The sequence below is a fragment of the Pleurocapsa minor HA4230-MV1 genome (assembly GCA_019359095.1).
Lineage (GTDB): Bacteria > Cyanobacteriota > Cyanobacteriia > Cyanobacteriales > Xenococcaceae > Waterburya > Waterburya minor.
Map to the genome: position 1 here is coordinate 1 of JAHHHZ010000008.1, position 26,252 is coordinate 26,252.

A 26,252-nucleotide genomic window follows, 5' to 3' on the forward strand; every position below is an offset into this window, starting at 1 on the left:
TCTTATTTATTACTCGGACTTCATCGTTTAATTTATACTATGAATCAATTTCAACCCTTGCTTCTTTCTGGGTAATCTCTTTGATTTGTTACTATTTGAACTCGGAGAGTGACATAAGAGGGTTATAGTCATTTCAAATAAGTTTGAGACAATAAGAGGTTAAAATAAGCTCAAATATATAATTAGATTCCAAATTAATGACCCTGAGTTTAGACTTAAGAGAAAGAGTGATAAATTATGTGGAAAATGGAGGAAGTCCCAGCAAAGCAGCCGAAGTTTTTCAAGTAGGAAGGGCATCAATATATCGATGGTTGGAAAGGGTCGAACCGATTCAGGTTAAAAGACGGAATCGAAAACTAGACTGGAAAGCCTTAGAACAGGATGTACAAATCAATCCAGAAGCGAGATTAATCGACAGAGCCCAAAAATTTGGCGTAAGACCAAGCGCGATATTTTAGGCTCTCAAGAAAATGAAAATCACTCGTAAAAAAAACAACTTAGGTATCGTGAAAGAAACAGACAAGAAAGAATTAACTACTATAGAAAGCTGAGAGAATTAATTAAGATATATGGTGGAAAAAGCTTAGTATATCTGGATGAATCAGGATTTGAATCAATCTCAAACGGTATTTATGCTTGGTCAAAAAAAGGCAAGAAAATTTATGGAGATAAGCAAGGAAAAAGAGGAACAAGAGAAAATTTAGTTGCAGCAAGAAGAAAAGGAAAAAAAGATTTAATTGCATCAATGCTATTTACGGGTAGCTTAAATGCAGAGGGATTTGAAGGATGGTTAAGTCAGGGAACAATACGCCGTCGCACGGCGTATTGTTCCCTGACCGTTGGTCAATATTTACTACCATCACTTTGTCGCTCATCGGTAATCATTCTGGATAATGCACCAATTCATCGTAAAAACCTGATTCGGTCACTAGTCAAGGAAGCAGGACATGAAGTCGTATTTTTACCGAAATATTCTCCCGATTTAAATGATATTGAGCATGATTTCAGTGCCTTAAAAAGAGCTAGAATGTATGCCAAATCTGATACATCTTTAGATGAAATTATCTGTAATTATTGTGCGGTTTAATGTCTCATTCTTATTTAAAACAACTATAACTCTCTTGTGTATTGCTTGACTGCGTAACGTTCAAACAAATCATTTAATACTTGCGGTTCAAATCTTGGGTTAATACCGCTTAGAGCGAGTATTAAAATAGAGCGCCGACCCCTACAAACGGGTTGGGTTGTCCATTTGACAGATTTTAGGAAAGTGGTATAGTGAGCGGGTTTTTTAGATGCTAGAGAACCGCTTACGGTAGCTATCTAAGCGCTTAATTAATTGGGGTATCTATGTACCCCGTTTACTAGCTTTGAGAGCTTTGATATAGTGACCTTTGAGCGAATATTGAGCGACTCTTCAGGTTGTGGCATCACCATTCGTGAGTGAAAGCCAGTCCCCTTATAAGCCGAAGGCGAGGGCGGACGATGGGACTTGAACCCACGAATGGTGGTACCACAAACCACTGCCTTAACCACTTGGCTACGCCCGCCATATATATCGCTTAGGTATTATAGCATCATTGGCTAGCATTTTACGCTCATGGTTTAAAATCAATAAAAGTATTTTTGAACTACATGGTATTGAAAAAAATCGGTACGCTGGGAATTATTGTCGCGGGGATAAGTGCGATCGCTGTGATCACCAACCCAGGTGAAGCAGGATATCGAAAATATGCCGATGACAAGATTAAAACGGAATTAAAAGCTCAAATTTGTACCCAGGTTGCAGAAGATCTAGGAGTATGGTTGGAGGGTCAATGTCATATTTTGATCGGCACCGCTAGTCCTTATTTAGCAGAGGCAATCAGCCAACAAACACAGCGACAAAACTTTTACCTTTTCAGTATTTATCAAGCAGATCTCGCTCTCCCTGCACCCCTGCCTAGATATCATGTAGCAACCATTGGTATCTTTGGCAATTACCATATCTATCGAGCCAAAAAACTTTAATTGGCTGAAGGTCTAATGTTTATCTAAACTGGAGAAAGAAATTCTACAGCCTGGAGTTGATCTATGAGTCAAGATAATGGTAAAAATGACAATTTTACTTCTACCGCCCCTAAAAGCGATACTGTTCGTAATCCTCCCTATGGAAAAGTTAAAAGTTTAGATCAAGGACAAAGATATTGCATCAATAAAATTGAAATTAATCCAGGGGAACATATGAGTACCCAAATGCATTATCACCGTAGTGAGCATTGGATTGTAGTTTCAGGAACTGCTAAAGTAATCTGTGATGGTCAAGAAACCCTAGTGATGGCAAATCAGTCTACTTATGTCCCCATGAATACTGCTCACCGAGTCGAAAATCCTGGAGTTATTCCTTTGGTGATGATTGAGGTGCAAAATGGGGAGTATCTGGGAGATGACGATATTATTCGTTATGATGATTAGCGATCGCTAAATCCTGAACAGAAAAGTTAAGATTGCAAGCTCGCTCCTAGCCAATCAAGATAGGTTTTGGAGCCTGCAACTATCGGTAAGGCAATAATCTCTGGCACTTCATAACTATGGAGTGTTTTAATTGTGGCAGCTAGTTCGTCAAACTTACTCAGATCTGTTTTAATTATTAGCTGGTATTCTTGGTCATGATTAATTTTCCCCTGCCAAAGATAGATGGAGTCGAGGGGAAACAGATTAACGCAGGCAGCTAAGGACGCTTCAATTAGTTGGGTGGCGATCCGTAAGGGTACGCGGAGCGTAATCGCTTTTCCTTCTGCCAACGAAGCAACGGTAACTAAAACCACGCCATAAGTCGAGTTGGTCATAGATAGAATACGTTATGAAGCTATTTGAATTGGCTGAGAAGTTTGATTGAGGGAAATATTTTTTTGAGTATTGGACAAGAAAAACTGAGCGGAGTGAGACAACATCTGTTCGGTGAAACTGAGATCGAAAACTGCCGACTCAAGATTAGCTCCCTGTAAATCTGTGTAAGTCAAATCGACATCGCTTAGATTGGCTAGCTTTAAAGAAGCGCCAGTTAAATCGGCGTCAGTTAAATTGGCTTGAGTCAAATCGGCGTTGTCTAAATTGCCTTTTCTCAGTTGAGCTGCTGCCAAATTAGCCCGATACAAATTAGCACAGTTTAGATTAGCGTTTCTTAATTGAGCAGCTTTTAGATTGGCACTGCTCAAGTCACTATTACTAAGATTAGCTTTGGTTAACCTGGCTTGACTAAAATTAATGCCTCTAAGATCGGTACAGCTGAGATCGACGTCAATCAAGAAAGTTTGACCTAAATTAACTCCAGTTAATGAGCTACCCTGTAGCTGCGCACCCGTTAATCGTCCTTCCCGTAAATCTGCCCACTGAAGGTTAGTTTGAGTTAAATTGGCTTGTCTCAGGTTGACTTTAAACAACTTAGCGCCACAGAGATTTGCTCCCAAGAGATTTGCCGCTCTTAAATTAGCGTGGGCTAGGTTCGCACCACTAAGCTGGGCATCAGTTAGCTGAGATTTAACCATAAAAGCACCAGTTAAATTAGCCTTAGTCAGATCTGCCTGGGCAAGATTTACCTCACTCATTTTGGCAAAGCTAAGATTTGCCCAGTTAAAAGTTGCTTCACTAAGAATTGATTTGGTCAAGAAAGCACGGCTCAGATTTGCTCCCACTAAATTCGCTGCTGTTAGATTAACGCCAATCAGCATGATGCCTGATAGATCGATTCCACTTAAATTTACGCCTGTAAAGTCTCGATAACCCTGTTCATAAAATTTTAGGAGCTGATCCTTATTCATAATCGTTATCAGTTTTGAATCTCAGTAAATACAGTTCAAGCGATCGCCAGTAATACCTAAATGACTATCTACCTACTTGCATTATTACCTGTAATCTTCAGCACAACTATAGAATGATAACTTTTGTCTAAATATGTTTTAATCTATGGTTATAAATTATTTAATCTTTACACCAATCATTCTGATGTTGCTGATTTTGCCCCAAACTTAATGGGATAAAGAATAAATTCGCCCATCAATCAAAAGCCGAGTAATACCCTTATCTTGGAGATGATGAGAAGTTTTTTGCAGCATCCGTCCATCAGGAACTTTAATCACCCGCTCGCGCCGATGAGAAAAGCGTTTAGCAATACGATGGTTATCAAAGACAGGGAGAGTTGTTTGCCTGGTTTCTGCGTCGGGAATAGCGCCTAAATCAGCAAATTCAGCAAGAGGCTTAACAATTAGCTCGGCGCAGCGGTCAATCACCAAATAGCAAGTTCTGGGCAGGGCAGCTTGAGACAAAGGGAGAATTTGAATATTACTAAAATCGGCAGTAGGACTAGGGTAGGAGATATCATCGTCGTCATCGTCATCCTCATCCTCGTCATCCTCATCGTCTTCCTCGTCATTAATATCTTCTAGATCTTCTCCCAGCATTTCTTTGAGGGCAACAAGCTCCATTTCGTCATTCTCATCGTCGTCATCCTCTTCTAGTTCCAGGCGATCGCGTTTGAGAATTAGACGTTCGCTTTTGGGAATAGTTTCTTCGTTAGATTTACCGCGTACCTTATCTAAAATCAACTTAACAGGTGCTGGTTCTGGCTCTGGCGCGACTTGTTCTGCTGGTTCTATTGCCACCTCAGGAATCTCTAGCGATACTTCTGGTGGGGGTGCAACTTCTATGGCAGAAGCAGTCGAGCGGCGACGACGACGGATCTTCGATTCTTCTGGTGGCTGTTCGGGCTGATCTGAAATAAGATTTGAGGCGATCGCTAATTCAGGCAGAACATCATCACTAGCGATCGTTTTTTGAGCTTTTTTACGCTTGACTTTAGACTGAGGTTTTTCTTTCGTCTTAGTCTTCGTCTTGGCTGGCTGGGAACTTTGATCCTCTTCGACAGATTTTTCTCCTCTGGGAGTGCGGGCTAAACGCTTCTGCTGAATGAGGTCTTCGTACTCGATGGTGGACAATTTATTCTTCAAAAAGCGGCTGATCGTAGAACTACTAACCTCAAAACTTTTCGCCAAGGTAGAAGTAGTTGCCTCGGAATTACGATATTCTTCAAGGATCTCTTGCTTATCGTTTTCAGTTAGTTTTCTAGGACTCATGCTTTCTCAATCAAACTCACGTTAGTGTTGCTTTGTTGTTACTCAGGATACCAATTATCCCAGGGATATTGATCGATACTTTGGGATCGATTTTAACTAGGAGTATTGTTTATCTTCAATAGTCTATCCTGTTGGGCGGAACTTAGTAACTTTGGCTACAGTCAAGCAGGTAATTTTCGCTTAATTTCTGAAATAAGTAATCTATCTTCTAATTATTGATAACTAATAACTGATAAATTATTGAATGGTTGACGTAAAGTTTAGTTAGGATCGAAAACTCAATGGTAAATATGCTTAAGCCCAATGCTCAACCAGCTTTACTGGTGTTGGCTGATGGAACGACCTATCGTGGCTGGTCATTTGGGGCAGCAGGTACTACGGTTGGGGAAGTGGTATTTAATACGGGCATGACAGGATACCAAGAGGTTTTGACCGATCCGAGCTATTCTGGCCAGATCATTACTTTTACCTATCCTGAATTGGGTAACACGGGAGTCAATCCTGATGATGAAGAATCCGCTACGGTGCAGGCTAAAGCAGTAATTGCGCGCAATGTTACCGATCGCCCTAGTAACTGGCGTTCGACTCAATCTTTACCAGAATATTTACAGGAAAGAAATATTCCAGGTATTTATGGCATTGATACGCGATCGCTAACTCGAAAACTCAGAGACTATGGTGCAATTAACGGTGGCGTTTCCACAGAAATACTCGATCCTGAAAAACTGTTAGATATAGTGCAGCAAGCACCTGACATGGCTGGATTAAATTTAGTTAAAGAAATAACCACTGCTCAAGTTTATGAGTGGTCAGAAGAAACAGAAGCAGAATGGGAATTTGCTGCCAATGCGAATACAGAGCGTCCATTGACTGTGGTGGCGATCGATTTTGGTGTTAAGCGCAATATTTTACGCCGTTTAGCGAGCTATGGATGCAAAGTAATTGTTGTACCTGCTAATACTCCCAGTGCAGAAATCTTAGCCTACAATCCTGACGGTATTTTTCTTTCCAATGGCCCTGGAGATCCTGCTGCGGTTACCGAGGGTATTGCCGTTACCAAAGAATTACTCGCGGCTGAAAAACCTACCTTTGGGATTTGCATGGGTCATCAAATCTTGGGTCTATCCTTGGGTGCAGAAACTTTTAAGCTTAAATTTGGACATCGTGGCTTAAATCAGCCCGCAGGTTTACAAAAGCAAATTGAAATTACCAGTCAAAATCATGGCTTTGCGATCGCCGCCGAATCTTTAGGTGCAGATGTCGAAATAACTCATCTTAATCTCAACGATCAAACTGTAGCGGGTTTACGTCATAAAACCCTGCCCTTTTTCTCCGTACAGTATCACCCTGAAGCTAGTCCAGGGCCTCATGATGCGGATTATTTGTTTGAGAATTTTGTTAAGTTAATGCAGGAAGCAAAAGATTCATGACTACCGATTAAGCTCTCAATAAGTACCCTATTATTTTCATGCTATACTTGTACTTATTAAAGGACACCTTGAAACGTCATGGAAATAGTAAATTATTCAGAAGCGAGAGAAAACTTCAAACAGGTTTTAGATCGGGTAAGTGATGATTGCGACTCTACTTTAATCAAAAGAAGAGACCATGAAGATATCGTCCTGCTGTCAAAAAGTCACTACGATTCAATCATGGAGACATTGTATTTAATGCGTTCTCCCGCTAATGCTCAACATTTGATGGAGGCGATCGCCAGAGATCAAGCTGGAGAAGGAGAGCGTCACGAATTGATTGATGAGTCCTAAAGGATACCGCTTCGCATATGATTTAATTTGGGACAGTAAGGCTTGGCAAGATTATATTTACTGGCAGGGTCAAGACAAGAAAACTCTCAAGAGAATTAACCGACTCATCCGAGATACTTTGGCTACTCCGTTTGAGGGAATTGGTAAACCCGAGCCTTTAAAAGAAAATTTGTCTGGCTACTGGTCGAGAAGAATTGATGAAACTAACAGATTGGTCTATCGAGTAGGAGAAGACTATATCAAAATTATTTCTTGTCGATATCACTATTAGAAAGCGTTCTCGCCTTTGTATAGTAGGCACAAATAACCCATAATAAAAACCATTTCAAGACGAGCTAGTCTCAGAGCGATCACCCTAAATTCACTAAATATTTGCAAATCGGGCTAATGTCTAAAGTGAAAAATACTGTTGATCGAGTAAATTTTTTGCGTCTTTTTATAGATACTAATGATTTGCACTGATGTTTCCAAAAAGTTATTAAGCTAATATATTGATCGAATTTTAGCTATAAACAATCTAAAAATGGAAGCAATAAAATTGTGGCAAATTATAGATCAGCAACAAATTAAAGGTATTGAGCGAGCCAAAGTAGATTATGAAGCACGTCTAGAAACTTGGATTAAAAATGATATTTCTATTATTTCTAATAATCTTATGGTTATTGGAACACAAGTTCAAACTTCTTACGGTCATAAAATCGATATTTTAGCAATAAATAGTAGTGGAGAGTTAGTAGTAATTGAATTAAAAAGAGATAAAACTTATAGAGAAGTTGTCGTACAAGGGCTTGATTACGCTACTTGGGTTAAAAATTTAACTTATGATGAAATAAATACTATTTTTAATAAAAATAATCCAGATGCTTTAGAGTTATCGGAATCTTTTAGTGAAAAATTTAACCTAGAGATTGAAGAATATAATACTGACCATAAAATTTTAATTGTTGGTTCTGAAATTGATGATTCAACTAAAAGAATAATTGAATATTTATCAGGAGAACCATATAATGTCAATATTAATGCTTTATCTTTTAATTATTTTAAAGACAGTGAAAATAAAGAATATTTAGCTCAATCTTTTATCTTACCAGAATCTACTCTTGTTGAACCCAGTCAAACTAAAATCAAAAGAAAAGGGATATCAACTATCAAATCCTTATTTGAGAGTAATAAACTTGAAATTGGACAAAAATTAATCTTCAAGCCTGCAAAAGAAGCAGGTAAATATAATGAAACTGATTTTATTGCTATCATTCAAAATAATCAAACAAATTGCTTAAAAAGAGCTACAGATAGCCAATGCTATTCTTTAAGTAAACTAAGAGAAATAATTGTGAATGAATTAGGTTTGACTAATATAAGAGCAAATTGGGGGTTTGGTGTTAGGTATGAATGGATAACTGAAGATGGTAAAAGTTTGGCAGATTTAAATAAAGAACCATAATAATGGCTATTAATAACAAAAAAACATTCATATTTTTGACGACAACTATCGGCTTAAATTTAATAATTTGGCTCAATTTTGTCTATACTTTTCCAGTTTTAGCCCAACCAGTAAATTGTACTAATTATGGGGCAAATCCCAATACAAAAAACCCAAAATGTTTTAGTGTAACTGGATCAAATAATTATCGAGGCACTGACAGTAACCAGATCTCATTAGAACAGGCTTTCGCAGGGCAGAAAAGCAACATTCAAGTTCAAGGGACAGGAAGAGTAATTAAACTGCTGCCAGACGATCTTGATGGAGGCAGACATCAAAGGTTTATCCTTAAATTGGCTTCTGGTCAAACCTTATTAATAGCTCATAATATCGATTTAGCTCCAAGAATTAGTTTGCTTCACCTAGGGGATTTAGTATCTTTTTTTGGTGAATATGAATGGAATTCTCAAGGTGGTGTAATACATTGGACTCATCGAGATCCTAACGGTAGACATATTGGAGGTTGGATCAAACATGCTGGCAAAATATACCAGTAAACTACTTGTTAAGCGCGATTAGGCTCCCCTAAAGGATATGCGTAGCGGTATGCTTTAGCACTAGCTCCGCGTCGCGCCTAGCCTTCGGATCGCGCTATTTGCATATCTTGCTAATGTCTGGAGTGGGAAATATTGTTGATAGAGATGATATTTTAAATAGAAATGACAGGGAAAACCAGTGCCAGTGAACTGAGGTTCATCCCATGTGCCATCGGACTTTTGGGTATTGAGTAAATATTCTATGCCACGCTCAACGGTTGCTTGTCCTGCAAAATTAGTACCTTCCATAGCTGCCATAATTCCTATTAATGCCCAAGAGGTTTGAGAAGCAGTACTAATGCCGATACCCTTAAGACTTTTGTTGTCATAGCTAGCGCAGGTCTCACCCCAACCCCCATCAGCATTTTGACAGCTAACTAACCAAGCTGCACCTTTATTGATCTCTGTCTGATAACGAATTGGCGCTATTAAACTTAAAGCAGCCAAAACCCCGCTAGTACCGTAGATATAATTAACGCCCCAGCGTCCAAACCAACTACCGTCGGCTGATTGTTCTTTAATTAAATAGGCGATCGCTTTTTGCACCCGTACATCGTCCATCGAGAGATTACATTCTCCCAGCATTTCTAAAACCCTTGCCGTCACGTCGGCAGTATTGGGGTCGATCATTGCTTTTAAGTCGCCGTAAGGAATCAGGTTGATCCAGTCCTGATCGTTATCTAGGTCGAAGGCTGCCCAACCTCCAGGTTTGCATTGCATGGATGTGATCCAGTTGAGACAACGAGCGATCGCCTGTTGTTTTTGTGCCTCATTAGGAAGTTTAATCTGAGATAGTCCCATTACTACTACCGCTGAATCATCTAAATCGGGATAGAAGCGATTATCATATTCAAATGCCCAGCCACCAGGAGTTCCAGCTTTATTTTTGACCGCCCAGTCACCATAATCTAAGATCTGCTTATCTAACAACCATTCTCCCGCCTTGACTAAAGCAGGATGATCGGCAGCAATTCCCGACTCAGCTAGAGCGCGTAAGCACCAAGCCGTATCCCACACAGGAGAAACGCAAGGTTGAACACGATAGCTATCTTCTGTCTCCAGGGAAAAGTTATCAACAGCCCTCAGACCTCTTTGTACCACAGGATCGTTCACGTCATAATCCAAACTGCGTAGAGCAAGAAGAGAATTAAGCATCGCGGGAATAATTCCCCCCCAATCTCCCGTAGCTTCCTGTCTTTCTAAGATCCACTTTTCCGCAGCAGCCAGACCTTCTTCACGTAACGGCACTACGTTGAAGTTTTCCGCTAGCTTAAAAACACCATCAAGCAGAACAAAAACATCTGTCCAATCATTGCTACGAGGTAATTCATAACGAACATTAGCAACTCCTTCGGTGTAGAGTTCATCAAGATTAATCGGTGTATCCAGCTTAAATATCGGCTTGCGATCGAAGACAATTAGGAGGGGAACAGTACTACTCCTTGCCCAGCTAGACATCTCGTAGATCGTGAAGGGAGATGCTTCAGGTAACAGCATGATCGATGGCGGAATTGAGGGTAATCCTTGCCAGTCATAGCAGCCAATCAGTGCTAGGTGCATCTTCGTAAAAATTCTAGTTTTACTAATACCCCCCTGTTGCAGAATAAATTTTTTCGCTTTAACTAAGACAGGATCTGTTGGCTCAACTCCCAATAAACGTAGCGCCATGTAAGCTTCCACCGTAGTCGAAAGCTCACCACCATCACCGTAGTATAATTCCCAGCCACCATGTTGACGCTGTTGCGATCGCAAGTAAGTTTCTGCTTTGTCTAAAGGTCGTTGCTTGTCAGTCCCCCAAATCTTATGTAACAGCACAACTTCTGCCGTAATAGTGACGTTAGATTCCAATTCGGCACACCAATAGCCAGCAGATTCTTGAATTGATAATAAATAATTTTGGCTACGAGCGATCGCCTTTTGAACTCGATGCTGAATTGCTACTGTCACCTTAATTCACTCCTACTTAATCTAAGCTACTGGATTTTACAATCAACTTTTACTGAGTTAGGTTGATTTTTGTTACCTTGGTTCGCGATCGCCAACTTTATTAGTAAACTTTAAAATAAAAATACCTAGTCAATAAAACTAGTAAATAAAATAATTATCGATCCGCTTTGAGCCTAACCTTAGTTAAAGTTAAAAAAATAAAAACTTAGATTTATTTTCCTGGCAACAGCTAAAACTTAGTTGATTTTCATCAATAAATATCATTATTTCGATTGAGCGCCCAAAATATATGACAAATTCATCTCCTCCAGAATCACCAAATCCTATACCAGAACGTCGTAGAAGACCAGCAACAGGTGTAACTTTTGACGAAATGATCGCGATTATCGTGGCTTTTTCGACTATTGGTGCAATCTTATTTTGGGTTCTTGGTGGTAAAAACAACAAACTAGCGAGCAATCTTGGTTTGAATGGCAACAATGGTTGGCTAAGCTTGAATCAAACTACTGATACTGGTGCTGATACTAATTTAAGTGAGCAAGAGCTAGAAGCAGAAAATCGTCGCTTAGTCGCCCAGATCAGGGAACAAGATACACCTGTGGTATATGTTCCTCCTAATCAGACAGTTAAGCTACCAGCCGAAGCCACCAAAGAAACCATTTCCCTTGAGTCTGGCGCTAAACTAGTTCCTCTGACTGGACTAGCTACTGTGCCTGCATTAAGAAATAGACCTGCTAATATTCCTCCAGTTGCAACTAAAGATAATATTGCAGCTCAACCTCAAAGAAATATTCCAGCAACGGTGAAGCCAAAACCCAAAGTAGCCCCAAACAAGGAGCCTGTACAGAAGCCAGTAGCGGTTGCTCCAGTAATTAAAATGCCTCAAGATGTTGCTCCCGACTATTGGGCTTATTCTTTTATCAAGCAGATGAGAGACAAAAAATTAGTTCCTGAGCTAGCTGAAAACCAAGAGTTCAATCCAGATGTTTTAATCACTAGAGCAAGTATGGCAACTTTTGTTAGTCAGGCTTTTGAACAGCAGCCCGCAATCAGGAATGTTAAGCGATTCAACGATGTCAGCAACAAAAATGAAATCGCTCAAGATATCGATCGAGCAGTACGTACTGGCTTTATGCAGGGCTACTCCGATCAAGAATTTAAACCTTTGGAAAATATTTCTCGTTATCAGGTATTAGTTACTTTGGCGACAGGATTGGGTTTGCAGCCATCAAAAGATGCCGATCAAATTCTTCAGCAGTTTGGCGATCGCTCTAATATACCTGATTGGGCAAAACAACAGGTAGCAGCAGCAACGGAAGCTGGATTGGTAGTTAGCCCCCCCGGTGTTAAGAAAGGCTCTTTAGATCCACAAAGAGCAGCAACCAGAGCCGAAGTTGTAGCCATGATCCATCAAGCTTTGGTTAAAACTGGTAAACTTGAACCTATAGAGTCTGAATATATTGTTAAACCCTAGAAATAGAAATATTTTAGCTATTTACTAATTAACGCTCAAAGAACATTTTAGAAACTGTTTCCAGCAGTCATTTAATTTCAGACAAAAAGTAATTTTGGTAATTTGTAGCCAAAACCCCTAGATTAATCTATGGGGTTTTTTGTTGCCTGAGTCACAGATTACTCCGTCGTCTTAATTCTATACAGGTTAATCATCTTATGTCTGCTCCTCCAATTCAATGGTATCCAGGACATATTGCTAAAGCAGAAAGGCAATTAAAAGAACAGCTAAAAAAAGTAGATGTAGTCTTGGAGATCCTCGATGCGAGAATTCCGCTGGCTTCCCATCATCCCCAAATAGATAGCTGGATTGGCACTAAACCGAGAATTACGGTGCTAAATCGCGAGGATATGATTCCCGAAGCTGCAAAACAGGCGTGGTTGCGTTGGTTTCAATCTCACTCAGAACAACTATATTTGACCAACGCCAAACAAGGGAAAGGGATCGACGCAATTAAAAGTGCTGCTCAAAAAACAGGAGTAGCGATGAATCAACGTCGAAGCGATCGCGGGATGCGTCCTCGTCCTGTAAGAGCCGTAGTAATTGGCTTTCCCAACGTTGGTAAGTCAGCATTAATTAACCGTTTGGTCGGCAAAAAAATCGTGGTGAGTGAGCGTCGTGCAGGAGTAACTCGTCAGCTACGCTGGGTAAAAATATCTCCAGAGATTGAATTACTTGATGCTCCTGGAATTATTCCCTGGAGACTAGAAAATCAGCATGATGCTGTAAAATTAGCCATTTGTGAAGATATTGGTGAGGCATCCTATGATAATCAAGTTGTAGCCGCCGAAGCCATAGATTTACTAATTAATATTGGCTACGACCAAGTTTTAAAATCTCGGTTCAATTTTGAATTCAATCCTGCGGAAACTACAGGAGAATCATTTATTCAAGATGTGAGCGATCGCTCTTTTAAAGGAGACAAGGAAAGAGTGGCTCGTCAGATCCTGTATGATTTTCGGACAGGAAATATGGGTAAGATTCCCCTGGAGTTACCGCCACCTTCAAAAGTCAAAAGTTAAAAGTCAAAAGTTTTACCTCTTTAGTGACGTGCTTATATTTAATTATTGAATGTGTTTTGTTTTGTTCGCCACTACTGGCGAGGCTTTAGACGACGAGTTTTATGTAGGTGATTTGGGTAGTGAAATATAAATATAGATGGTTGTTATTATTGTGGTTGATTTTTTGGCTAGGATGGGCGCCAATGGCTGATGCTGCTATGTGCCGCGATCGCTATGGACAAGAAGTGTGTATCCTGAAGTTGAAACGCAGTGCCAAAAACTATTGGGAATATCGCGCCAAAGTTAGCATTGATGGTGAACAGCAAAAGAACCCAGAAGTATATAACTGTCGCGATCGCACTTTAACTCGTAAGGGTAAATATCCCATTCCTTTTAAATCAAATAGCCCAGGGGAATTAGTTTGTAGCCTGTTTCAAAAATCATAAAATGGTAATTAAATACATCAATTGAGAAAAGAAATGGAAGCAGTTGCTATTCCCAAAGGATTTCGGGTAACTCCAGAACAATTTGAGCAGTTGGCTGATGCCGAACAATTGGCACGCTTAGAGTTAACTGAGAATGGAGAATTAATTGTTATGAGTCCTACGGGTGGTACAGCAGGTAGAAAAAATCGCCGTCTAACACAACAAATGGGAATTTGGACGGACAGAAATGGTACGGGAGAAGCTTTTGACTCTTCTACAATTTTTGTATTGCCTAACGGTGCAAGAAGAAGTCCTGATGTTAGCTGGATTAGATTAGAACGATGGAATCAATTGTCTCAAGTGCAACAAGACGGGTTTCCTCCGATTAGTCCCGATTTTGTCATTGAATTAGTAAGTCCAAGCGATCTAAAAAATCAGCGATATGAGGATTTACAAGCAAAGATGCAAGAGTATCTAGATAATGGAGTTCAGTTAGGCTGGTTAATTGAACCATCAGCGAAAACAGTAGAAATATATCGATCACGACAGCCAGTAGAAATATTAAATAATCCTCAATCTCTTTCGGGAGAAGATATCTTACCTGGGTTTACTTTAGACTTAACTGAAATATTCACTACTTAATTGATGGCTATTATTTAACAAAAAGCTTAAAAGCTAACGGCTCAGAGCTTACCTCGAAGCGGTTTAATCAACTTCTCATTTTTTATCTTTCATCATTTGCCCCGTCGTATTGTATGCTGCCTCAAAGAGTTAATGATAAAAATAAATAATAAATAAATGTTGATTAAAACAGATAAGATTCAGGCTGGAGAGTTCCAGTGGTTTTATCGTCAAACTGAAATAGCCAGCGATCGGCCTCGCGACATAGCTACGCAACGCACTCCCGTACTTTTTTTACATGGTTTACCCGCCCATAGTTACACCTGGCAAAAATTAATGTCTCTTTTGGCAGCAGAGAATATTCCGAGCATTGCCCCAGACTGGATCGGTTCGGGATTTTCGGCTAAACCTGACAAGCGAAATTTTGCTTATACTCCCGAAGCATTTTTAGCAGGCTTAAGCGAATTTATTGCCGCTATCAAGTTAGAAAAATTTTATTTAGTTGTACAAGGATTTTTAGCCTCAGTCGGTATTCAGTATGCTCTGCAAAACCCTGAACAGATCGAGGGATTGATTATTCTCAACACACCAATTACGGCTGGGGTGAAGCTTCCTTGGTCAATGAAGCAAATGACTTTACCTGTAGTGGGAGACATGATGACTCAAGATCCTTTATTAGTTGATCGCACCCTGGAAAAAGGCAGTGGTTTTGTCATCGAAGACAAAGATCTAGATATTTTACGGAAACCGTTCTTGCAAAGTTCAGATGTTGGTCGAGCCTTAATGACAACCCTCAAAAAACTCCAGCTTGATATCGTAATCCCAGAAATAGCAACAGGCTTAAAGGATTGGTCAACACCAACCCTAATTATTTGGGGGGCGGCCGATACTTGGCTCGATGTTGACGATGTAAAGCAGTTAGCGATCGCTAATTCAGCCATTACTCTAGTTGAGTTGCCAACAGCTAAACATTATCCCCAAGAACATTGGACATCAGACATTGCCAGTGAAATTGTGGAGTTTTTTCGTCGTAAAGTTTTTTAAGATGCAGTTTTCCTGAGAAAATTAAACCAAAGTAATATTTGTTTTGAGCAAGATGAAAATTTTTCGCCCTATTCTTTCACTAATATTGGTACTGGCTACAACTCTTTTGGTTAGCTGTGGTGCCCCTGCTGTTTCAACACCGCCAACTTATACCCCTGAGAAGTTAGAAAAAATTAGCACTTATCGTATCCCTCTAGATATTGCTCGCCAGAGAATTCCCGAACTTGGTCAATCGATCGTCAACGAAGATTGGGTCAATGCTAATTCCTTTCTCCACGGGCCTCTGGGCTTAATTAGAAGAGACTTAACTTATCTCTCTAATGCTTTGCTTCCCGATGAGCAAGAACCAGCTTTAAATGTAGCTAAAGATATTTTTAAGCACTTGGAAAATATCGATGCTGCGGTCAGCGAAAAAAACTACACTGTAGCCATCAATCAGTATAAAGAAGTGGTATCTGATTTGGATCTCTATAATAGTTTAATCCCTCAGACCAAAGAACCCGAACCTGCTAAACAAGCTATGAAAGAAGCTGAAAATACTTTTGCAGGAGTCAAAGCAGAAGTAGAAGAAACTATCGAGCAATTTATTCCTGATTTTAATGACAATGCTTAAAGTCATCCTGATTTACAGCGAATTTCAGTTGGATAGAACCCATTACCCATTACCCATTACCCATTACTTCGATAAATTGATGTGTCTACTCAATTGAAAACTGCTGTAAATCTCAGCTATTTGGGCTTGGCACTGCCGAGCCTTTTTTAGTCAGTAATTAGCAGGGTAAAAATAGAGATGAGCAAAATTGTCATAATTGGCTGTGGAATTGTTGGGGCAGCGATCGCTTATGAATTAAGCTTAATTACAGGATTGGACATTACCGTGATCGATCAGAATACCCCCGCTTCTGGTGCGACAGGAGCAGCTTTAGGGGTATTGATGGGTGTAATTAGCCAAAAGCAAAAAGGTCGTGCTTGGCGCTTGCGTAGCACTAGTCTAAGACGTTATCAAACTCTAATTCCTGAACTTGAAGCCAAAACAGGCATGAAAATCTCTGTCAATCACCAGGGAATTTTTAAACTCTTATTTACAGGCGATAATCTCGAAAAATGGCAGAAATTAGCGGAGTTTCGGGCTAACGAAGGTTGGGATTTATCAATTGGCGATCGCGATTTTGTTGCGCACCATTGCCCCCACTTAGTTAACGAGCAAATTATCGGCGCGGTTTATTCTCCTCAAGATGGACAAATCAATCCTCGGGAACTGACTCAAGCTTTAGTTGCTGCTGCTACGGCTAACGGCGTTAAGTTTCAGTTGGGAGTAGAGGTACAAGATTGCATTATCCAGCCAGATGAATTAGCAACCTGCCAATCTTTAGCCACCAGCAACGGTCAAATAGAAGTCGAGCAGTTAATTATCTCCGCAGGCTTGGGTTCAACTCCCCTTACCCAATCTCTACAGCAAGGAATTCCCATTCGTCCCGTACTCGGACAGGCAATAAAATTAAAGCTAGATCGCTCTTTAGGTAATGCCGATTTTCAACCCGTAATTACAGGCAATGATATTCATCTCGTACCATTAGGCAATCATCAATATTGGCTGGGGGCAACGGTAGAATTTCCGACTGAAACGGGAGAAAGTATTGCTGAGGCTCAATTATTAGAGCAGCTAAGGGAAAATGCGATCGCTTTTTGTCCAGAATTGAAATCAGCAACTATACTGGAAACTTGGTCTGGTAAACGTCCTCGCCCTGAAGGTATACCCGCGCCCATTATTGAAAAACTATCAGGCTACAGTAATGTCCTACTAGCTACAGCACATTACCGCAACGGTGTTCTACTAGCCCCCGCAACTGCCATAGAAGTAGTGCAGATGTTAGGCAATACAATTTTGCTCTAATTAATCGCGCCCAAGTGAAGCAAATCTTTCTACACTAGATAAAGAAAAAACATTTAAAAAGTAGACATGACAGATAATACTGCACGCGATCGCTTTCGCGCAGCTTACGAACAACGATACACTTGGGATAGTGACTTCCCTGGCTATACGACCAAGCTAGAACTGAAGCAAGGAGACGAAACCTACACCGCCGAGATTAAAGTGAACAGCGATCTGTCTGTAGAAGTTTCGGGTATTGAAGACGAAAAGGTAGCGGAAAGCGTTTACAACCACATGAGAGACGTAATTACCCACCGCAAACGCAATACTTTTGAAAATGCTCACGGTAAAAACACTTTTACTCTCGGAGAAGAAGATAGTACAGGTGCAGTGGAAATCCTAGTTAAAGGAGACTCCATGGGTTCTAACTATAAGATTCGCGGTACTGAAATCTGTCAAGTGAGTCGTGTTATGGGGCCAATGGCGTTTGTGATTAACACCAACGAAAGTTTAGACACTGGAGAAGGCTATATTTCGACTGGCTATAATGCTATCTTCCGCGACTCTAAAACCAATGATTTAAAAGCTAAACGTGAATTCCACGAAAGTTACGAAAAGCTCGGCAAATATTACGTTCCTAAGCATCAAACGATCGAGTCTATCGATCCCAACTCCGCTAAAATTACCACTGAATTTATCTTTTCAGAAAATAAACTCTTAGAACCTGCTGCGATCGCATGAGTTTAGCACAAGTTTGTTTAGACCACGCTAGGATCAGATTATAGTAATACAGTTAAATCAACTAAATCAACTAAATCAACTAAATCAACTATGACATTAGCATTAACGATGGATAACGTAGAAACCGTCTTAGACGAGCTACGTCCTTATCTCATGGCTGACGGCGGTAACGTTGAACTAGCCGAAATTGAAGGCCCAATTGTCAAACTTAGATTACAAGGTGCTTGTGGCTCTTGTCCTAGCTCTGCCATGACTCTAAAAATGGGGATCGAACGCCGTTTAAGAGAAAAAATTCCTGAAATCGTCGAAGTAGAACAAGTAGTTTAAACACATTAATCGTAGGGGCGAACGGCGGTTCGCCCTTACAGGGTTTATCGGTTATCGCGATCGCTTCATAAATAAAATTATAATTATTCACCCCAATCAGGTTTCATTTCTAGCCTCAATTATTCGCCAAATAATAGCCAAAACTAGTTTCAGTTATAATATCGACACACTCGAATCACAGCGTTCCTGCTGTTAACCGCAATGACTGCCACAACTACAACCAAAATATTTTCCTTTGAAGAATATTTACAACACGACCAAGATCCTGATAGTCGTTACGAATTAGTAGACGGCAAACTAGAATTAATGAATCCTCCAACCTTTCGTCATATTCTCATTAGCGACTTTATTCGTGATGCTTTTAAAACAGAAATAAATCGCCTTAAACTTCCGTGGTTGGCAATTAGAGAAGGAGGAATTAGAACGGGGTGGCGTAAATCACGCATTGCCGATGTTTGCGTGGTAGAAAGAGAACAAGTAATGGGTTCGTTAGATGAATCTGGAGTATTAGAAACTTCTCCTTTGTTAGTCATAGAAGTAGTTAGTCCTGAATCAATTAAAAGAGATTATCGCTACAAACGCTCCGAATACGCAGCTATAGAGATTAATGAATATTGGATTGTCGATCCCATAGAACAGCAAGTGACAATTTTGATATTAGATGAAGGCTTGTATGAGGAAACAATTTTTACTAGCGATCGAGAATTAGTGTCACCTACCTTCACCGAAATTAAGTTAACTCCTCAACAAATTTTTAGCGCCGAAAATATTTAAGGCGATCGCTGGTGGTGTTTATTGTTAAGAATATAATCTATAAAATAAAATCGCAAATTTTAGGGGCTGTTTAACAAAGTTATGCAACACCCAAACCTGTATATTCACGGATATAAGGAGGTTGTAAACCCAAAATAATATCTTCCTTTGCCACTCCCATAGCAATTAAAACATCGGCGATCGGTTGATCTGTTTGATTACGTTGAATCCAAATCTTACTGTCCCTAATCTCTAAATGAATTACACAGTTATAAATACGTTGGTGTTTCTGCCAACCCAAATCGATTAATAAATATCTATCCCTATCTAAATCAAAGATAACTTCTGTTTCGATATCTCCACCAATAATTTGACCTTGAGTTTGTTCAGTTAAAAATTGCTGAATATATTGACGATAGTTAGTTAATTTATCCATTCTCTGGCAGACATTAATTAAATATTTTTTTATCTTGGTTTTTCTATAATCATATCCTGGTAATCGGCGCGATCGCTTTCACAAGTTGTACTTTAGTTTTATATTATTGACTTTGTATATACATTTGCGTATATTCAAAGTATGGAATTTGAGTGGGATGAAAATAAAAACCGAAACAACATCATCAAGCATGGTATTGACTTTCAAGAAGCAAAGCGAGTTTTTGAAGATCCTGACTTACTAACTTATGAAGATAATCGCTTTAATTATGGGGAAAGAAGAGATATTTCTCTAGGTCAATTAGAATTAACAACTCAATCAAAAATAATCGTTGTAGTGGTTGTTTCTACCGATAGAAATGGAATAGTTAGGTTGATTTCAGCTAGAAAGGCTAGTAAACAAGAAAGAAGAGAATATGAACAGCAATCAGTTTGACCTCAATATATCCCTCGAAGAAAGAGAAAGAAAGCTAGTCGAGATGTCTGATGAAGATATCAACTTTTCCGATCTTGCCGAATTAGATGAAGCTTTTTTTAAAAATGCTAAGTTGGTGAAAAGAAAACCTACAACAGAAGCAATTTCTATCCGAGTCGATACTGAAACCCTGGAATGGTTTCGCAACTATGCCAAAGATCATGCGGAAATTAAAGGATATCAGACTTTAATCAACGATGTATTAAGAACCTTTGTCATCCAACAAATAAAAAACGAAACCTAAAATAACTATATTTGATGGCGATCGCTTTTGCAGGGTTTCATTTCCCATTTTGACGGATTCGGATTATCTGGATGTAATTGATCTAAACCCCATGACACAGGATTATTGATGATGTATTGGCGTATTTTATTTATTGCATTACGATCGCGGATAATGTATTCATAATAATTGCGTTGCCATAATGGTGTTGCTGGTACGTCACGCAATATATTGATTTTTTTGGTGGTGATTGATTTGAAACCCGCCATTTAATGATGATAATGATTTTGATTTCATTGGATATTAATTATCCAAGCTATAATTTCATCATAGAGATTACCTGAATTATAATTATTTTGACGATGCTTCAGTCTATCAAAGGATTTTATAAACATGGCTCGATTAAACTGCTAGAAATGCCAGAAAATATCGAAGAAAGTCAGGTAATCGTTACATTTTTAGAAGCCAAACCCAATATTACAATTGAACACACTATATACTTCGGAATGTTTGCTGGTTTAAATCAATCGAATGAAGAAGATTTTAAGATAGCAGAGTTTACTAGCGATTCCGATGACCAGTTAAACTGGTTGTAAATAATAATAGTTTATGAAGTATATTGTTGATACTCATGCGCTAGTTTGGTTTTTAGAGGGTAATTCACGTTTAGGAACAGGTGCAAAAAATGTTCTTACTGATTCTGCTAGTCAATTAATATTACCCTCGATCGCTTTAGCCGAAGCAGTTTGGATTGTAGATCGTGCCAGAACATCGATTCCTTCAGTAGTAGATTTACTCAATGCAGTAAGTGCAGATCCTCGAATAGCAATTTATCCGCTAGACAAAGCTATTGTTGAAAAGAGTATTGATTTATTGACTATTACTGAAATGCACGACCGATTAATCGTCGCAACGGCAATGGTTGTAGAAAATCGAGGAGACAAAACAGCATTACTAACCTGCGATCGCAATATTACAGCATCGGGTTTAATCAGTCTAATTTGGGAATAAAAAATCATATCCTGGTAATCGGAGCGATCGCTTTCACCATTTTGAGGGATTATCTGGATGTAATTGATCTATCTCCCATGACACAGGATTATTAATGATGTATTGGCGTATTTTATCCATTGCATCGCGATCGCGGATAATGTGTTCATAATAATTGCGTTGCCATAATGGTGTTGCTGGTGTGTCACGCAATATATTAATTTTTTTGGTGGCGATTGATTTAAAACCCGCCATTAATGATGATAATGATTTTGATTTCATCTGTACGAGGGCATTATCCCGTAGGGGCGAACGGCCGTTCGCCCCTACATTAACGTTGCCGTTTTTTACGATGCGATCGCGGTTTTTCCCCACGATATTTTTGATGATTACGATGCCATGAAAATGATTAGGCATCACCACCCATCCATCCAATTCAATTTCCTGCCGAATAACAGATGATTTTTGCCATTCATCGGCAACAATTGCACCATATTGATTCAAAATTATTTGCCCATTAACAACATCACCAAATAAACATTGTCGTTGATACGCACAAATAGTCACGAAATATGCCCCTGGTTGGCTGTAATCATATCCTGGTAATCGGATCGATCGCCTGTGGTGTTTGTCGGGATTATATTTCATGGATTTTGATTGTGGTTGTGTTGATTGATTGTGGGCGATCGCGTCGAGCATGTTGATTGATCGTGGGCGATCGCGTCGATCGCGTTGATTGATTGTGGGCGATCGTGTCGATCATGTTGATTGATCGTAGGGGCGTTTCGCGAAACGCCCCTACAATGTGAAACGCCCATACAGGGTTTGGCGGTATTTAAACGGGATTGATCGCGAATAATTACGTGCGACGGTGTTCTTCAGGAACGGTTACGGTTATACCTTGGGGCGTAAATTCAATTTTGCCACCAAGTTTTTCAATATTATTCATTGCCCTTTGACGAATTACATCGCAATATTTAGGTTGCGTTTTCAGGGACTCGAATTCTGACACCACCATCTGGCAGAACAATTATTTCGCCGCCCAACTGTTGAATTTTTTCTAATGCTTTTTCTTGAGTCCTAGTATCGTTAGTGCTACTCAAAACCATTGTCCAAGCACCAATTTGAGCAATTAAACTATCGGGATCATTTTCTAGAAATTCAGCAGTTTGTCTGGTATTGGCTGCGGATTGTTTGGCGTTGGGATGATCGCTCTGTTCTGCCCAAACTGAAGCTGTTCTATAGGATTTTTTAGCTGCTTCAATATCATTGAGAAACATCATTTCATCAATGCCTTTATAAACCCAAAGATAGTAACCTTCTGGGCTGAGTTCTGGCGTAATCGATTCTAAACCTTTGCTGATTGCCTTAACTCCTCGTTCTGGTTGACCTGCAAAAATAGAAGTTGCAGGGGCAAGTAGAAAATAAGCTCGGACAAAACGCGGATCGTGATTGGCTATTGATTCCAAATAATCTGGACTGAGAGAATAGCCTATTTTTTCTCTGACTTCACCATCGCCAAAGTAGTTTAAAAATTGCAACCAAGACCAATCAGCTAATAAATTATCAAAGCCAAAACTTGGTAGTTTTTTTAAAGTATTAATATTAACTTTATCGGCTTGTTCTTGTTGTTGATATTGGGCTATAGTTTTAATCTCATTGTCAGATTTCAATAGTTGTTTTTGGAGATAAACTGATCCCCAGAGTAAACTACCAGTAGTAAATAAAATACCAATAAAGTTTAGGTTTTTTTGCCAATTTAATCTTAGTTTCATAGCCAAATTTATCTAATATTTACAAGAAGATAACATACAAACTCTATCTAACTTCAACTCCATCAACACAAGTGCCAGTATTAGTATTAGGAGCATCTACCGTTGTTCCACCAATGGTATTACCTTGGCAAAGAACAATCCCAAAATCACCCGAAACAAAATAAACACCCATGGCATAGTTTTTAGTGGCTTGAGTCAAAGAACTTGAATTGGTTGCTGTATGCTTAACTAGAGAAGAATTCGCAATACTAGGATTGGGATAACTATAAAATCCACTGGGGGATATATGAATGTCTAATTTACTAATTTGATTAGCAAAAGTAGCTTTTTGGAAAAAATAAATTTGTTGTGATTGACCGAGTGAGCTAAGATTAGTTTTTGCTTCCGTTTCTCTAGCTTTACCTACTTGGAGAATAATATTAGGAATAGATACAGCAGAAAGAACACTAATAATAATTACGACTACTAATAGTTCAATTAAAGTAAATCCTTTATTTTTTTGTATATTTTGGTTTTGATAAATATTTTTGAGAAAAAAAACTATTTTTTTCGTTTTCATTGTTCATAATGATTATGAATTAAATTACTTGTTAATATACTTAGTTAATAAAAAAACAGGTAGAAAAACTGCACTACCTGTTTTTATTGCTCACTAAAATTATTAGCGTATTATTTTGATTATCTAACTACTTCAGTTTGAGAAGCACCAGCAGCAGTGTTGCAACTCAAAACTGGGGCATTGGCATTATTATTATCCGCAGTGATAATTCCATTAGCAGGCATTGCTCCAGTACCAGAAGTTATTGCTCCCAGAGCATCTGTTGCAGCTGAAAGATTAAAACCAGTAGGTTCGCTCATTGAGCGGCATAGAGTAGTTTGGAAATCTCTTGTATCTTGATCGTAGTTGATAGCACCAACATAATCTCTAGTACCATCGTTTAAGTTATTGTTTGTAACTGCAGTTTGACCTTCTCTTTGATAATTACCACTTGCCACTTGAATTCCTGCAGAAGGAACAGCAAATGCATAATATTTTGCAGCACTTGTAGGTACTTCCAAAAGACTAATATAGTTGTTTCCTGCAAGTTGTCCTTGTTGTCTAATTCCTGTAGGAGCAGTGGGAGTGACAGTGGTATTACCCGCAAAAGAACTTACTTGCACATAACGAGATTGTTGAGAACGAGTTAATGCACCGACAATGTTTTTCGCTTCAGATTCACGAGCTTTACCAACTTGACCTAATAAGTTAGGTAGAGCCACAGCAGCAAGTACACCGATGATGATTACAACAACTAATAATTCAATTAATGTAAAACCTTTGTTGCCTTTTTTCTTAGCTTGTAAATTTTGTAGTAATTTAGCAGTAAATACGTTATTCATGTCTATATCCTTCGATTAAATAAAAGTTTGTGTTTTCTGTGTTTGTTTTAGGCTTTTCTTTCCTATTTAGAAATTACCCAATAGATCGACAAAACATATCACCTTAAAAATCTTTTTTTTTAGATTATTTGCTAGTAGTTGAATACTGGATTAACAGCGATTCAAATCACATTTATTATGTATCTTTGAAGAAGATTAAATTAGTAGGGGCGAACGGCCGTTCGCCCTTACATGCCAAACGCGTAACATTAATCATGTGCGATCGCATTGATATGTAGAGAATTTTGGTAGGGCGATCGCATTTATCTGTAGAGGATTTGGGTCAGGCGATCTCATTAAGATATAGAGGATATGAAATAAGGCGATCGCCTTGGGGATTACTTTCATACTGCAAATTATGACTTGGTGCGAAAACGAACTTGCTTTTCTGTAACTACAACAAAATTATCGGGTATTCGCTGAAGATACATTGATAATAAACGCTGTAAAACACGGATCTTATTATTAGAGCGTTCATCTTGTAGACGCAGAAAAATGATTCCTCGATGGGGGTATTTTTCTCGATGAACCTTTTCACCAAAATCCTTGTCATTCGTAATCAAAATCCAGTTTTCCTCAAAAGCTTTGTTAATAATCGCATCATCGCTAATGCCTCGCGCTTGATCGTAAACTGAAAATACTTCGTATCCTTCTTCTCTCAACCAACTTGCTACTCTAGTACCCGCGCATTCATCTACTAAGAAACGCATTGTTGTTTAGGTTCTAGACAGATATTGGCATAAAGGTAGTATTTGCAAGAGATTGAGCAGCAAACAATAAACAAGCTCTAATATCTTCCTCCTCTAAACCATCGTATTCTTCTAAAATCTCCGTAACAGATGCACCTTGTGCCAAAAGATTAAGAATATACTCTACCGCTAGTCGCGTACCCTTGATTACAGGTTTACCTACCATGACTTCAGAATTGGTAGTTATACGGCTTAGTAATTGCTGCTGATTGCTCATAGTTTTCTGTCCAAGTCTACACAATCTATCTTAATGTCAATGCTTCTATTTTAGTCTTTGATATTGCGATCGCATTTATCTGTAGAGAACTTCGGTAAGGCGATCGCATTTATCTGTAGAGGATTTGAAATAAGGCGATCGCCTCATCTTAAATTCAAACTGTTTTTTCTAATGCTCGCGTCACAAAAGTATTCAGACTTACATTTTGCTTTTTCGCTTGAATAGCAATTTTTTGATGCAATTCAGAAGTGATACGCAAGTTGAACTGACCAGAAAATGGCTTATCTGGATCTTTTCCCTCATTTTTACAGTCTTCTAAATATTCATCAATTACAGCTTCAAAAGATTGTTTTAATTCATCTACTGTTTTGCCATCAAATGAAATTACATCTCTGGTATTAATTACTCTACCGAAGAATAGTTGATCGACTTCATCAAATTCTATTATTGCTTCATAGCCTTTATATTTCATGTTTTTATTTCCGCTTTGATTAAAAAGGTACGGACATCTTTAACTTGATATCTTTTTAATTCTTTCTGTGGATGGGGAGAATGAATATTTAGAGAAATGCCATTCAAGCTCAAACGAACTCTTGAGCCATTTCCTTGAGCTACTGATCCTCCTAAAGTCTCAATCAATGACACTACATCGTCCCAAACAATATTGCGTCGAATTGGTGTCGCAAAGATAGCATCATAAAATTTGCGCTGTTTTTTATTCATTATGATTATAGTACTACTATAAAGTACCATAATTGAATTTTTTCGCCATTTAAATGTAAAGAATTTTAGTTGGGCGATCGCACCATATTCAGCAGGTTGTACCTA

General features: G+C 38.9%; 35 protein-coding genes, 1 tRNA gene and 1 pseudogene. 22 read left to right on the top strand and 15 right to left on the bottom strand.

Translation table 11 applies throughout. The features are described from left to right. The first annotated feature begins 197 nt into the window (after window positions 1-197). Window positions 198-1,087, top strand: a pseudogene (locus KME09_01870) (IS630 family transposase). Window positions 1,088-1,477: 390 nt separating this feature from the next. On the opposite strand, the gene KME09_01875 reads toward KME09_01870, so the two are convergent. Beyond that, window positions 1,478-1,550: transfer RNA gene (locus KME09_01875), tRNA-His, on the bottom strand. Window positions 1,551-1,635: 85 nt separating this feature from the next. Here KME09_01875 and KME09_01880 point away from each other — a divergent pair. Together KME09_01880 and KME09_01885 are read left to right on the top strand one after the other, a co-directional pair. Then, complete coding sequence (locus tag KME09_01880; protein ID MBW4532663.1) at window positions 1,636-2,010, top strand: DUF4359 domain-containing protein; 375 nt, start codon at window positions 1,636-1,638, stop codon at window positions 2,008-2,010. A 63-nt stretch (window positions 2,011-2,073) separates the two neighbouring features. Further along, window positions 2,074-2,454 (top strand): phosphomannose isomerase type II C-terminal cupin domain, encoded by a 381-nt coding sequence (locus KME09_01885; GenBank protein ID MBW4532664.1) that lies wholly within the window; start codon window positions 2,074-2,076, stop codon window positions 2,452-2,454. A gap of 26 nt (window positions 2,455-2,480) precedes the next feature. Here the strand turns inward: KME09_01885 and KME09_01890 are convergent, their stop codons facing one another. The 3 genes from KME09_01890 to KME09_01900 all read right to left on the bottom strand — a co-directional run bounded on the left by KME09_01890 (window position 2,481) and on the right by KME09_01900 (window position 5,111). Further along, window positions 2,481-2,828, bottom strand: a complete 348-nt coding sequence (locus KME09_01890; protein MBW4532665.1) for a divalent-cation tolerance protein CutA — start codon at window positions 2,826-2,828, stop codon at window positions 2,481-2,483. A 12-nt stretch (window positions 2,829-2,840) separates the two neighbouring features. Further along, window positions 2,841-3,800: a pentapeptide repeat-containing protein gene (locus tag KME09_01895; GenBank protein ID MBW4532666.1), complete on the bottom strand. Its 960-nt coding sequence runs from the start codon at window positions 3,798-3,800 to the stop codon at window positions 2,841-2,843. Between the two features lie 207 nt (window positions 3,801-4,007). Continuing rightward, the gene (locus tag KME09_01900) at window positions 4,008-5,111 is read right to left on the bottom strand and encodes a hypothetical protein (protein MBW4532667.1); all 1,104 of its coding nucleotides are present in this window, start codon (window positions 5,109-5,111) and stop codon (window positions 4,008-4,010) included. 290 nt (window positions 5,112-5,401) lie between these two features. Here KME09_01900 and carA point away from each other — a divergent pair, with 290 nt between their 5' ends. From carA to KME09_01925, 5 genes are all read left to right on the top strand, one after another. Further along, a complete protein-coding gene (gene carA, locus KME09_01905) occupies window positions 5,402-6,541 on the top strand; it encodes a glutamine-hydrolyzing carbamoyl-phosphate synthase small subunit (GenBank protein ID MBW4532668.1) in 1,140 nt (379 codons plus the stop codon). Window positions 6,542-6,619: 78 nt separating this feature from the next. Then, entirely contained in the window at window positions 6,620-6,877 is a 258-nt protein-coding gene (locus tag KME09_01910; GenBank protein MBW4532669.1) for a type II toxin-antitoxin system prevent-host-death family antitoxin, read from the top strand. After that, window positions 6,867-7,148: a Txe/YoeB family addiction module toxin gene (locus tag KME09_01915; GenBank protein ID MBW4532670.1), complete on the top strand. Its 282-nt coding sequence runs from the start codon at window positions 6,867-6,869 to the stop codon at window positions 7,146-7,148. Before KME09_01910 ends, KME09_01915 begins: the two co-directional genes overlap by 11 nt. A 252-nt stretch (window positions 7,149-7,400) precedes the next feature. Then, window positions 7,401-8,321 carry a hypothetical protein gene (locus KME09_01920; GenBank protein MBW4532671.1) on the top strand — a complete coding sequence of 307 codons (921 nt, stop codon included), beginning with the start codon at window positions 7,401-7,403 and terminating at the stop codon, window positions 8,319-8,321. A gap of 2 nt (window positions 8,322-8,323) precedes the next feature. Beyond that, window positions 8,324-8,857, top strand: coding sequence for a DUF3465 domain-containing protein (locus tag KME09_01925; GenBank protein ID MBW4532672.1), 534 nt, complete (start codon window positions 8,324-8,326; stop codon window positions 8,855-8,857). A 60-nt stretch (window positions 8,858-8,917) separates the two neighbouring features. Here the strand turns inward: KME09_01925 and shc are convergent, their stop codons facing one another. Further along, a complete protein-coding gene (shc, locus tag KME09_01930; GenBank protein ID MBW4532673.1) occupies window positions 8,918-10,849 on the bottom strand; it encodes a squalene--hopene cyclase in 1,932 nt (643 codons plus the stop codon). 283 nt (window positions 10,850-11,132) lie between these two features. On the opposite strand from shc, the gene KME09_01935 reads away from it, so the two are divergent. The 10 genes from KME09_01935 (at window position 11,133) to KME09_01980 (ending at window position 19,162) form a co-directional block, all read left to right on the top strand. Further along, entirely contained in the window at window positions 11,133-12,317 is a 1,185-nt protein-coding gene (locus KME09_01935; protein MBW4532674.1) for an S-layer homology domain-containing protein, read from the top strand. 197 nt (window positions 12,318-12,514) lie between these two features. After that, entirely contained in the window at window positions 12,515-13,378 is an 864-nt protein-coding gene (gene ylqF, locus KME09_01940) for a ribosome biogenesis GTPase YlqF (GenBank protein MBW4532675.1), read from the top strand. A 182-nt stretch (window positions 13,379-13,560) separates the two neighbouring features. After that, window positions 13,561-13,803 carry a hypothetical protein gene (locus KME09_01945; GenBank protein MBW4532676.1) on the top strand — a complete coding sequence of 81 codons (243 nt, stop codon included), beginning with the start codon at window positions 13,561-13,563 and terminating at the stop codon, window positions 13,801-13,803. Window positions 13,804-13,836: 33 nt separating this feature from the next. Next, window positions 13,837-14,424 (top strand): Uma2 family endonuclease, encoded by a 588-nt coding sequence (locus KME09_01950; GenBank protein ID MBW4532677.1) that lies wholly within the window; start codon window positions 13,837-13,839, stop codon window positions 14,422-14,424. Window positions 14,425-14,580: 156 nt separating this feature from the next. Beyond that, window positions 14,581-15,447 carry an alpha/beta fold hydrolase gene (locus KME09_01955; protein MBW4532678.1) on the top strand — a complete coding sequence of 289 codons (867 nt, stop codon included), beginning with the start codon at window positions 14,581-14,583 and terminating at the stop codon, window positions 15,445-15,447. A gap of 52 nt (window positions 15,448-15,499) precedes the next feature. Next, window positions 15,500-16,060, top strand: coding sequence for a photosystem II protein PsbQ (psbQ, locus tag KME09_01960; protein ID MBW4532679.1), 561 nt, complete (start codon window positions 15,500-15,502; stop codon window positions 16,058-16,060). 177 nt (window positions 16,061-16,237) lie between these two features. Continuing rightward, window positions 16,238-17,341: an FAD-binding oxidoreductase gene (locus KME09_01965; GenBank protein MBW4532680.1), complete on the top strand. Its 1,104-nt coding sequence runs from the start codon at window positions 16,238-16,240 to the stop codon at window positions 17,339-17,341. Window positions 17,342-17,407: 66 nt separating this feature from the next. After that, window positions 17,408-18,061: a DUF3386 domain-containing protein gene (locus KME09_01970; protein ID MBW4532681.1), complete on the top strand. Its 654-nt coding sequence runs from the start codon at window positions 17,408-17,410 to the stop codon at window positions 18,059-18,061. Between the two features lie 90 nt (window positions 18,062-18,151). Then, window positions 18,152-18,388, top strand: coding sequence for a NifU family protein (locus KME09_01975; GenBank protein MBW4532682.1), 237 nt, complete (start codon window positions 18,152-18,154; stop codon window positions 18,386-18,388). 201 nt (window positions 18,389-18,589) lie between these two features. After that, window positions 18,590-19,162, top strand: a complete 573-nt coding sequence (locus KME09_01980; protein MBW4532683.1) for a Uma2 family endonuclease — start codon at window positions 18,590-18,592, stop codon at window positions 19,160-19,162. A 79-nt stretch (window positions 19,163-19,241) separates the two neighbouring features. Here the strand turns inward: KME09_01980 and KME09_01985 are convergent, their stop codons facing one another. Further along, the gene (locus tag KME09_01985) at window positions 19,242-19,577 is read right to left on the bottom strand and encodes a XisI protein (protein ID MBW4532684.1); all 336 of its coding nucleotides are present in this window, start codon (window positions 19,575-19,577) and stop codon (window positions 19,242-19,244) included. 141 nt (window positions 19,578-19,718) lie between these two features. Here KME09_01985 and KME09_01990 point away from each other — a divergent pair, with 141 nt between their 5' ends. Together KME09_01990 and KME09_01995 are read left to right on the top strand one after the other, a co-directional pair. Next, window positions 19,719-20,012: a BrnT family toxin gene (locus KME09_01990; protein ID MBW4532685.1), complete on the top strand. Its 294-nt coding sequence runs from the start codon at window positions 19,719-19,721 to the stop codon at window positions 20,010-20,012. Continuing rightward, window positions 19,993-20,295, top strand: a complete 303-nt coding sequence (locus KME09_01995; GenBank protein MBW4532686.1) for a BrnA antitoxin family protein — start codon at window positions 19,993-19,995, stop codon at window positions 20,293-20,295. The genes KME09_01990 and KME09_01995 overlap by 20 nt, the downstream gene beginning before the upstream one ends. 5 nt (window positions 20,296-20,300) lie before the next feature. On the opposite strand, the gene KME09_02000 is transcribed toward KME09_01995, so the two are convergent. After that, window positions 20,301-20,543 carry a hypothetical protein gene (locus KME09_02000; protein MBW4532687.1) on the bottom strand — a complete coding sequence of 81 codons (243 nt, stop codon included), beginning with the start codon at window positions 20,541-20,543 and terminating at the stop codon, window positions 20,301-20,303. Window positions 20,544-20,636: 93 nt separating this feature from the next. Between KME09_02000 and KME09_02005 the strand changes: the two genes are divergently transcribed. Both KME09_02005 and KME09_02010 read left to right on the top strand, forming a co-directional pair. After that, window positions 20,637-20,870, top strand: a complete 234-nt coding sequence (locus KME09_02005) for a hypothetical protein (protein ID MBW4532688.1) — start codon at window positions 20,637-20,639, stop codon at window positions 20,868-20,870. 13 nt (window positions 20,871-20,883) lie between these two features. Next, window positions 20,884-21,285 (top strand): PIN domain-containing protein, encoded by a 402-nt coding sequence (locus KME09_02010; GenBank protein ID MBW4532689.1) that lies wholly within the window; start codon window positions 20,884-20,886, stop codon window positions 21,283-21,285. A 33-nt stretch (window positions 21,286-21,318) separates the two neighbouring features. Here KME09_02010 and KME09_02015 read toward each other — a convergent pair whose 3' ends face one another. From KME09_02015 to KME09_02050, 8 genes are all read right to left on the bottom strand, one after another. Next, complete coding sequence (locus KME09_02015; GenBank protein ID MBW4532690.1) at window positions 21,319-21,912, bottom strand: transposase; 594 nt, start codon at window positions 21,910-21,912, stop codon at window positions 21,319-21,321. Window positions 21,913-22,241: 329 nt separating this feature from the next. After that, the gene (locus KME09_02020; protein MBW4532691.1) at window positions 22,242-23,039 is read right to left on the bottom strand and encodes a hypothetical protein; all 798 of its coding nucleotides are present in this window, start codon (window positions 23,037-23,039) and stop codon (window positions 22,242-22,244) included. Between the two features lie 43 nt (window positions 23,040-23,082). Continuing rightward, complete coding sequence (locus KME09_02025; protein ID MBW4532692.1) at window positions 23,083-23,598, bottom strand: prepilin-type N-terminal cleavage/methylation domain-containing protein; 516 nt, start codon at window positions 23,596-23,598, stop codon at window positions 23,083-23,085. Between the two features lie 119 nt (window positions 23,599-23,717). After that, window positions 23,718-24,419 carry a prepilin-type N-terminal cleavage/methylation domain-containing protein gene (locus KME09_02030; protein ID MBW4532693.1) on the bottom strand — a complete coding sequence of 234 codons (702 nt, stop codon included), beginning with the start codon at window positions 24,417-24,419 and terminating at the stop codon, window positions 23,718-23,720. Window positions 24,420-24,814: 395 nt separating this feature from the next. Then, window positions 24,815-25,168 carry a DUF5615 family PIN-like protein gene (locus tag KME09_02035; protein ID MBW4532694.1) on the bottom strand — a complete coding sequence of 118 codons (354 nt, stop codon included), beginning with the start codon at window positions 25,166-25,168 and terminating at the stop codon, window positions 24,815-24,817. Window positions 25,169-25,181: 13 nt separating this feature from the next. After that, window positions 25,182-25,424, bottom strand: coding sequence for a DUF433 domain-containing protein (locus tag KME09_02040; protein ID MBW4532695.1), 243 nt, complete (start codon window positions 25,422-25,424; stop codon window positions 25,182-25,184). Window positions 25,425-25,578: 154 nt separating this feature from the next. Next, window positions 25,579-25,896, bottom strand: a complete 318-nt coding sequence (locus tag KME09_02045) for a type II toxin-antitoxin system HicB family antitoxin (protein ID MBW4532696.1) — start codon at window positions 25,894-25,896, stop codon at window positions 25,579-25,581. Further along, window positions 25,893-26,147 carry a type II toxin-antitoxin system HicA family toxin gene (locus KME09_02050; GenBank protein ID MBW4532697.1) on the bottom strand — a complete coding sequence of 85 codons (255 nt, stop codon included), beginning with the start codon at window positions 26,145-26,147 and terminating at the stop codon, window positions 25,893-25,895. Before KME09_02050 ends, KME09_02045 begins: the two co-directional genes overlap by 4 nt. Window positions 26,148-26,252 lie beyond the last annotated feature (105 nt).

Bases quoted from the DNA above. Each gene is read 5' to 3' on its own strand.
- KME09_02045 (MBW4532696.1), bottom strand. From the start codon at position 25,896: ATGAAATATAAAGGCTATGAAGCAATAATAGAATTTGATGAAGTCGAT.
- KME09_02010 (MBW4532689.1), top strand. From the start codon at position 20,884: ATGAAGTATATTGTTGATACTCATGCGCTAGTTTGGTTTTTAGAGGGT.
- KME09_02025 (MBW4532692.1), bottom strand. From the start codon at position 23,598: ATGAAAACGAAAAAAATAGTTTTTTTTCTCAAAAATATTTATCAAAAC.
- KME09_01985 (MBW4532684.1), bottom strand. From the start codon at position 19,577: ATGGATAAATTAACTAACTATCGTCAATATATTCAGCAATTTTTAACT.
- KME09_01915 (MBW4532670.1), top strand. From the start codon at position 6,867: ATGAGTCCTAAAGGATACCGCTTCGCATATGATTTAATTTGGGACAGT.
- KME09_01980 (MBW4532683.1), top strand. From the start codon at position 18,590: ATGACTGCCACAACTACAACCAAAATATTTTCCTTTGAAGAATATTTA.
- KME09_01900 (MBW4532667.1), bottom strand. From the start codon at position 5,111: ATGAGTCCTAGAAAACTAACTGAAAACGATAAGCAAGAGATCCTTGAA.
- KME09_02050 (MBW4532697.1), bottom strand. From the start codon at position 26,147: ATGAATAAAAAACAGCGCAAATTTTATGATGCTATCTTTGCGACACCA.
- KME09_01975 (MBW4532682.1), top strand. From the start codon at position 18,152: ATGACATTAGCATTAACGATGGATAACGTAGAAACCGTCTTAGACGAG.
- KME09_01925 (MBW4532672.1), top strand. From the start codon at position 8,324: ATGGCTATTAATAACAAAAAAACATTCATATTTTTGACGACAACTATC.
- KME09_01990 (MBW4532685.1), top strand. From the start codon at position 19,719: ATGGAATTTGAGTGGGATGAAAATAAAAACCGAAACAACATCATCAAG.
- KME09_01995 (MBW4532686.1), top strand. From the start codon at position 19,993: ATGAACAGCAATCAGTTTGACCTCAATATATCCCTCGAAGAAAGAGAA.
- KME09_02035 (MBW4532694.1), bottom strand. From the start codon at position 25,168: ATGCGTTTCTTAGTAGATGAATGCGCGGGTACTAGAGTAGCAAGTTGG.
- KME09_02030 (MBW4532693.1), bottom strand. From the start codon at position 24,419: ATGAATAACGTATTTACTGCTAAATTACTACAAAATTTACAAGCTAAG.
- KME09_02000 (MBW4532687.1), bottom strand. From the start codon at position 20,543: ATGGCGGGTTTCAAATCAATCACCACCAAAAAAATCAATATATTGCGT.
- KME09_02005 (MBW4532688.1), top strand. From the start codon at position 20,637: ATGCTTCAGTCTATCAAAGGATTTTATAAACATGGCTCGATTAAACTG.
- KME09_01910 (MBW4532669.1), top strand. From the start codon at position 6,620: ATGGAAATAGTAAATTATTCAGAAGCGAGAGAAAACTTCAAACAGGTT.
- KME09_02040 (MBW4532695.1), bottom strand. From the start codon at position 25,424: ATGAGCAATCAGCAGCAATTACTAAGCCGTATAACTACCAATTCTGAA.
- KME09_01970 (MBW4532681.1), top strand. From the start codon at position 17,408: ATGACAGATAATACTGCACGCGATCGCTTTCGCGCAGCTTACGAACAA.
- KME09_01935 (MBW4532674.1), top strand. From the start codon at position 11,133: ATGACAAATTCATCTCCTCCAGAATCACCAAATCCTATACCAGAACGT.
- psbQ (MBW4532679.1), top strand. From the start codon at position 15,500: ATGAAAATTTTTCGCCCTATTCTTTCACTAATATTGGTACTGGCTACA.
- carA (MBW4532668.1), top strand. From the start codon at position 5,402: ATGCTTAAGCCCAATGCTCAACCAGCTTTACTGGTGTTGGCTGATGGA.
- KME09_01885 (MBW4532664.1), top strand. From the start codon at position 2,074: ATGAGTCAAGATAATGGTAAAAATGACAATTTTACTTCTACCGCCCCT.
- KME09_01895 (MBW4532666.1), bottom strand. From the start codon at position 3,800: ATGAATAAGGATCAGCTCCTAAAATTTTATGAACAGGGTTATCGAGAC.
- KME09_01920 (MBW4532671.1), top strand. From the start codon at position 7,401: ATGGAAGCAATAAAATTGTGGCAAATTATAGATCAGCAACAAATTAAA.
- KME09_02020 (MBW4532691.1), bottom strand. From the start codon at position 23,039: ATGAAACTAAGATTAAATTGGCAAAAAAACCTAAACTTTATTGGTATT.
- KME09_01955 (MBW4532678.1), top strand. From the start codon at position 14,581: ATGTTGATTAAAACAGATAAGATTCAGGCTGGAGAGTTCCAGTGGTTT.
- KME09_01890 (MBW4532665.1), bottom strand. From the start codon at position 2,828: ATGACCAACTCGACTTATGGCGTGGTTTTAGTTACCGTTGCTTCGTTG.
- KME09_01945 (MBW4532676.1), top strand. From the start codon at position 13,561: ATGGCTGATGCTGCTATGTGCCGCGATCGCTATGGACAAGAAGTGTGT.
- ylqF (MBW4532675.1), top strand. From the start codon at position 12,515: ATGTCTGCTCCTCCAATTCAATGGTATCCAGGACATATTGCTAAAGCA.
- KME09_01950 (MBW4532677.1), top strand. From the start codon at position 13,837: ATGGAAGCAGTTGCTATTCCCAAAGGATTTCGGGTAACTCCAGAACAA.
- KME09_01965 (MBW4532680.1), top strand. From the start codon at position 16,238: ATGAGCAAAATTGTCATAATTGGCTGTGGAATTGTTGGGGCAGCGATC.
- KME09_02015 (MBW4532690.1), bottom strand. From the start codon at position 21,912: ATGAAATATAATCCCGACAAACACCACAGGCGATCGATCCGATTACCA.
- KME09_01880 (MBW4532663.1), top strand. From the start codon at position 1,636: ATGGTATTGAAAAAAATCGGTACGCTGGGAATTATTGTCGCGGGGATA.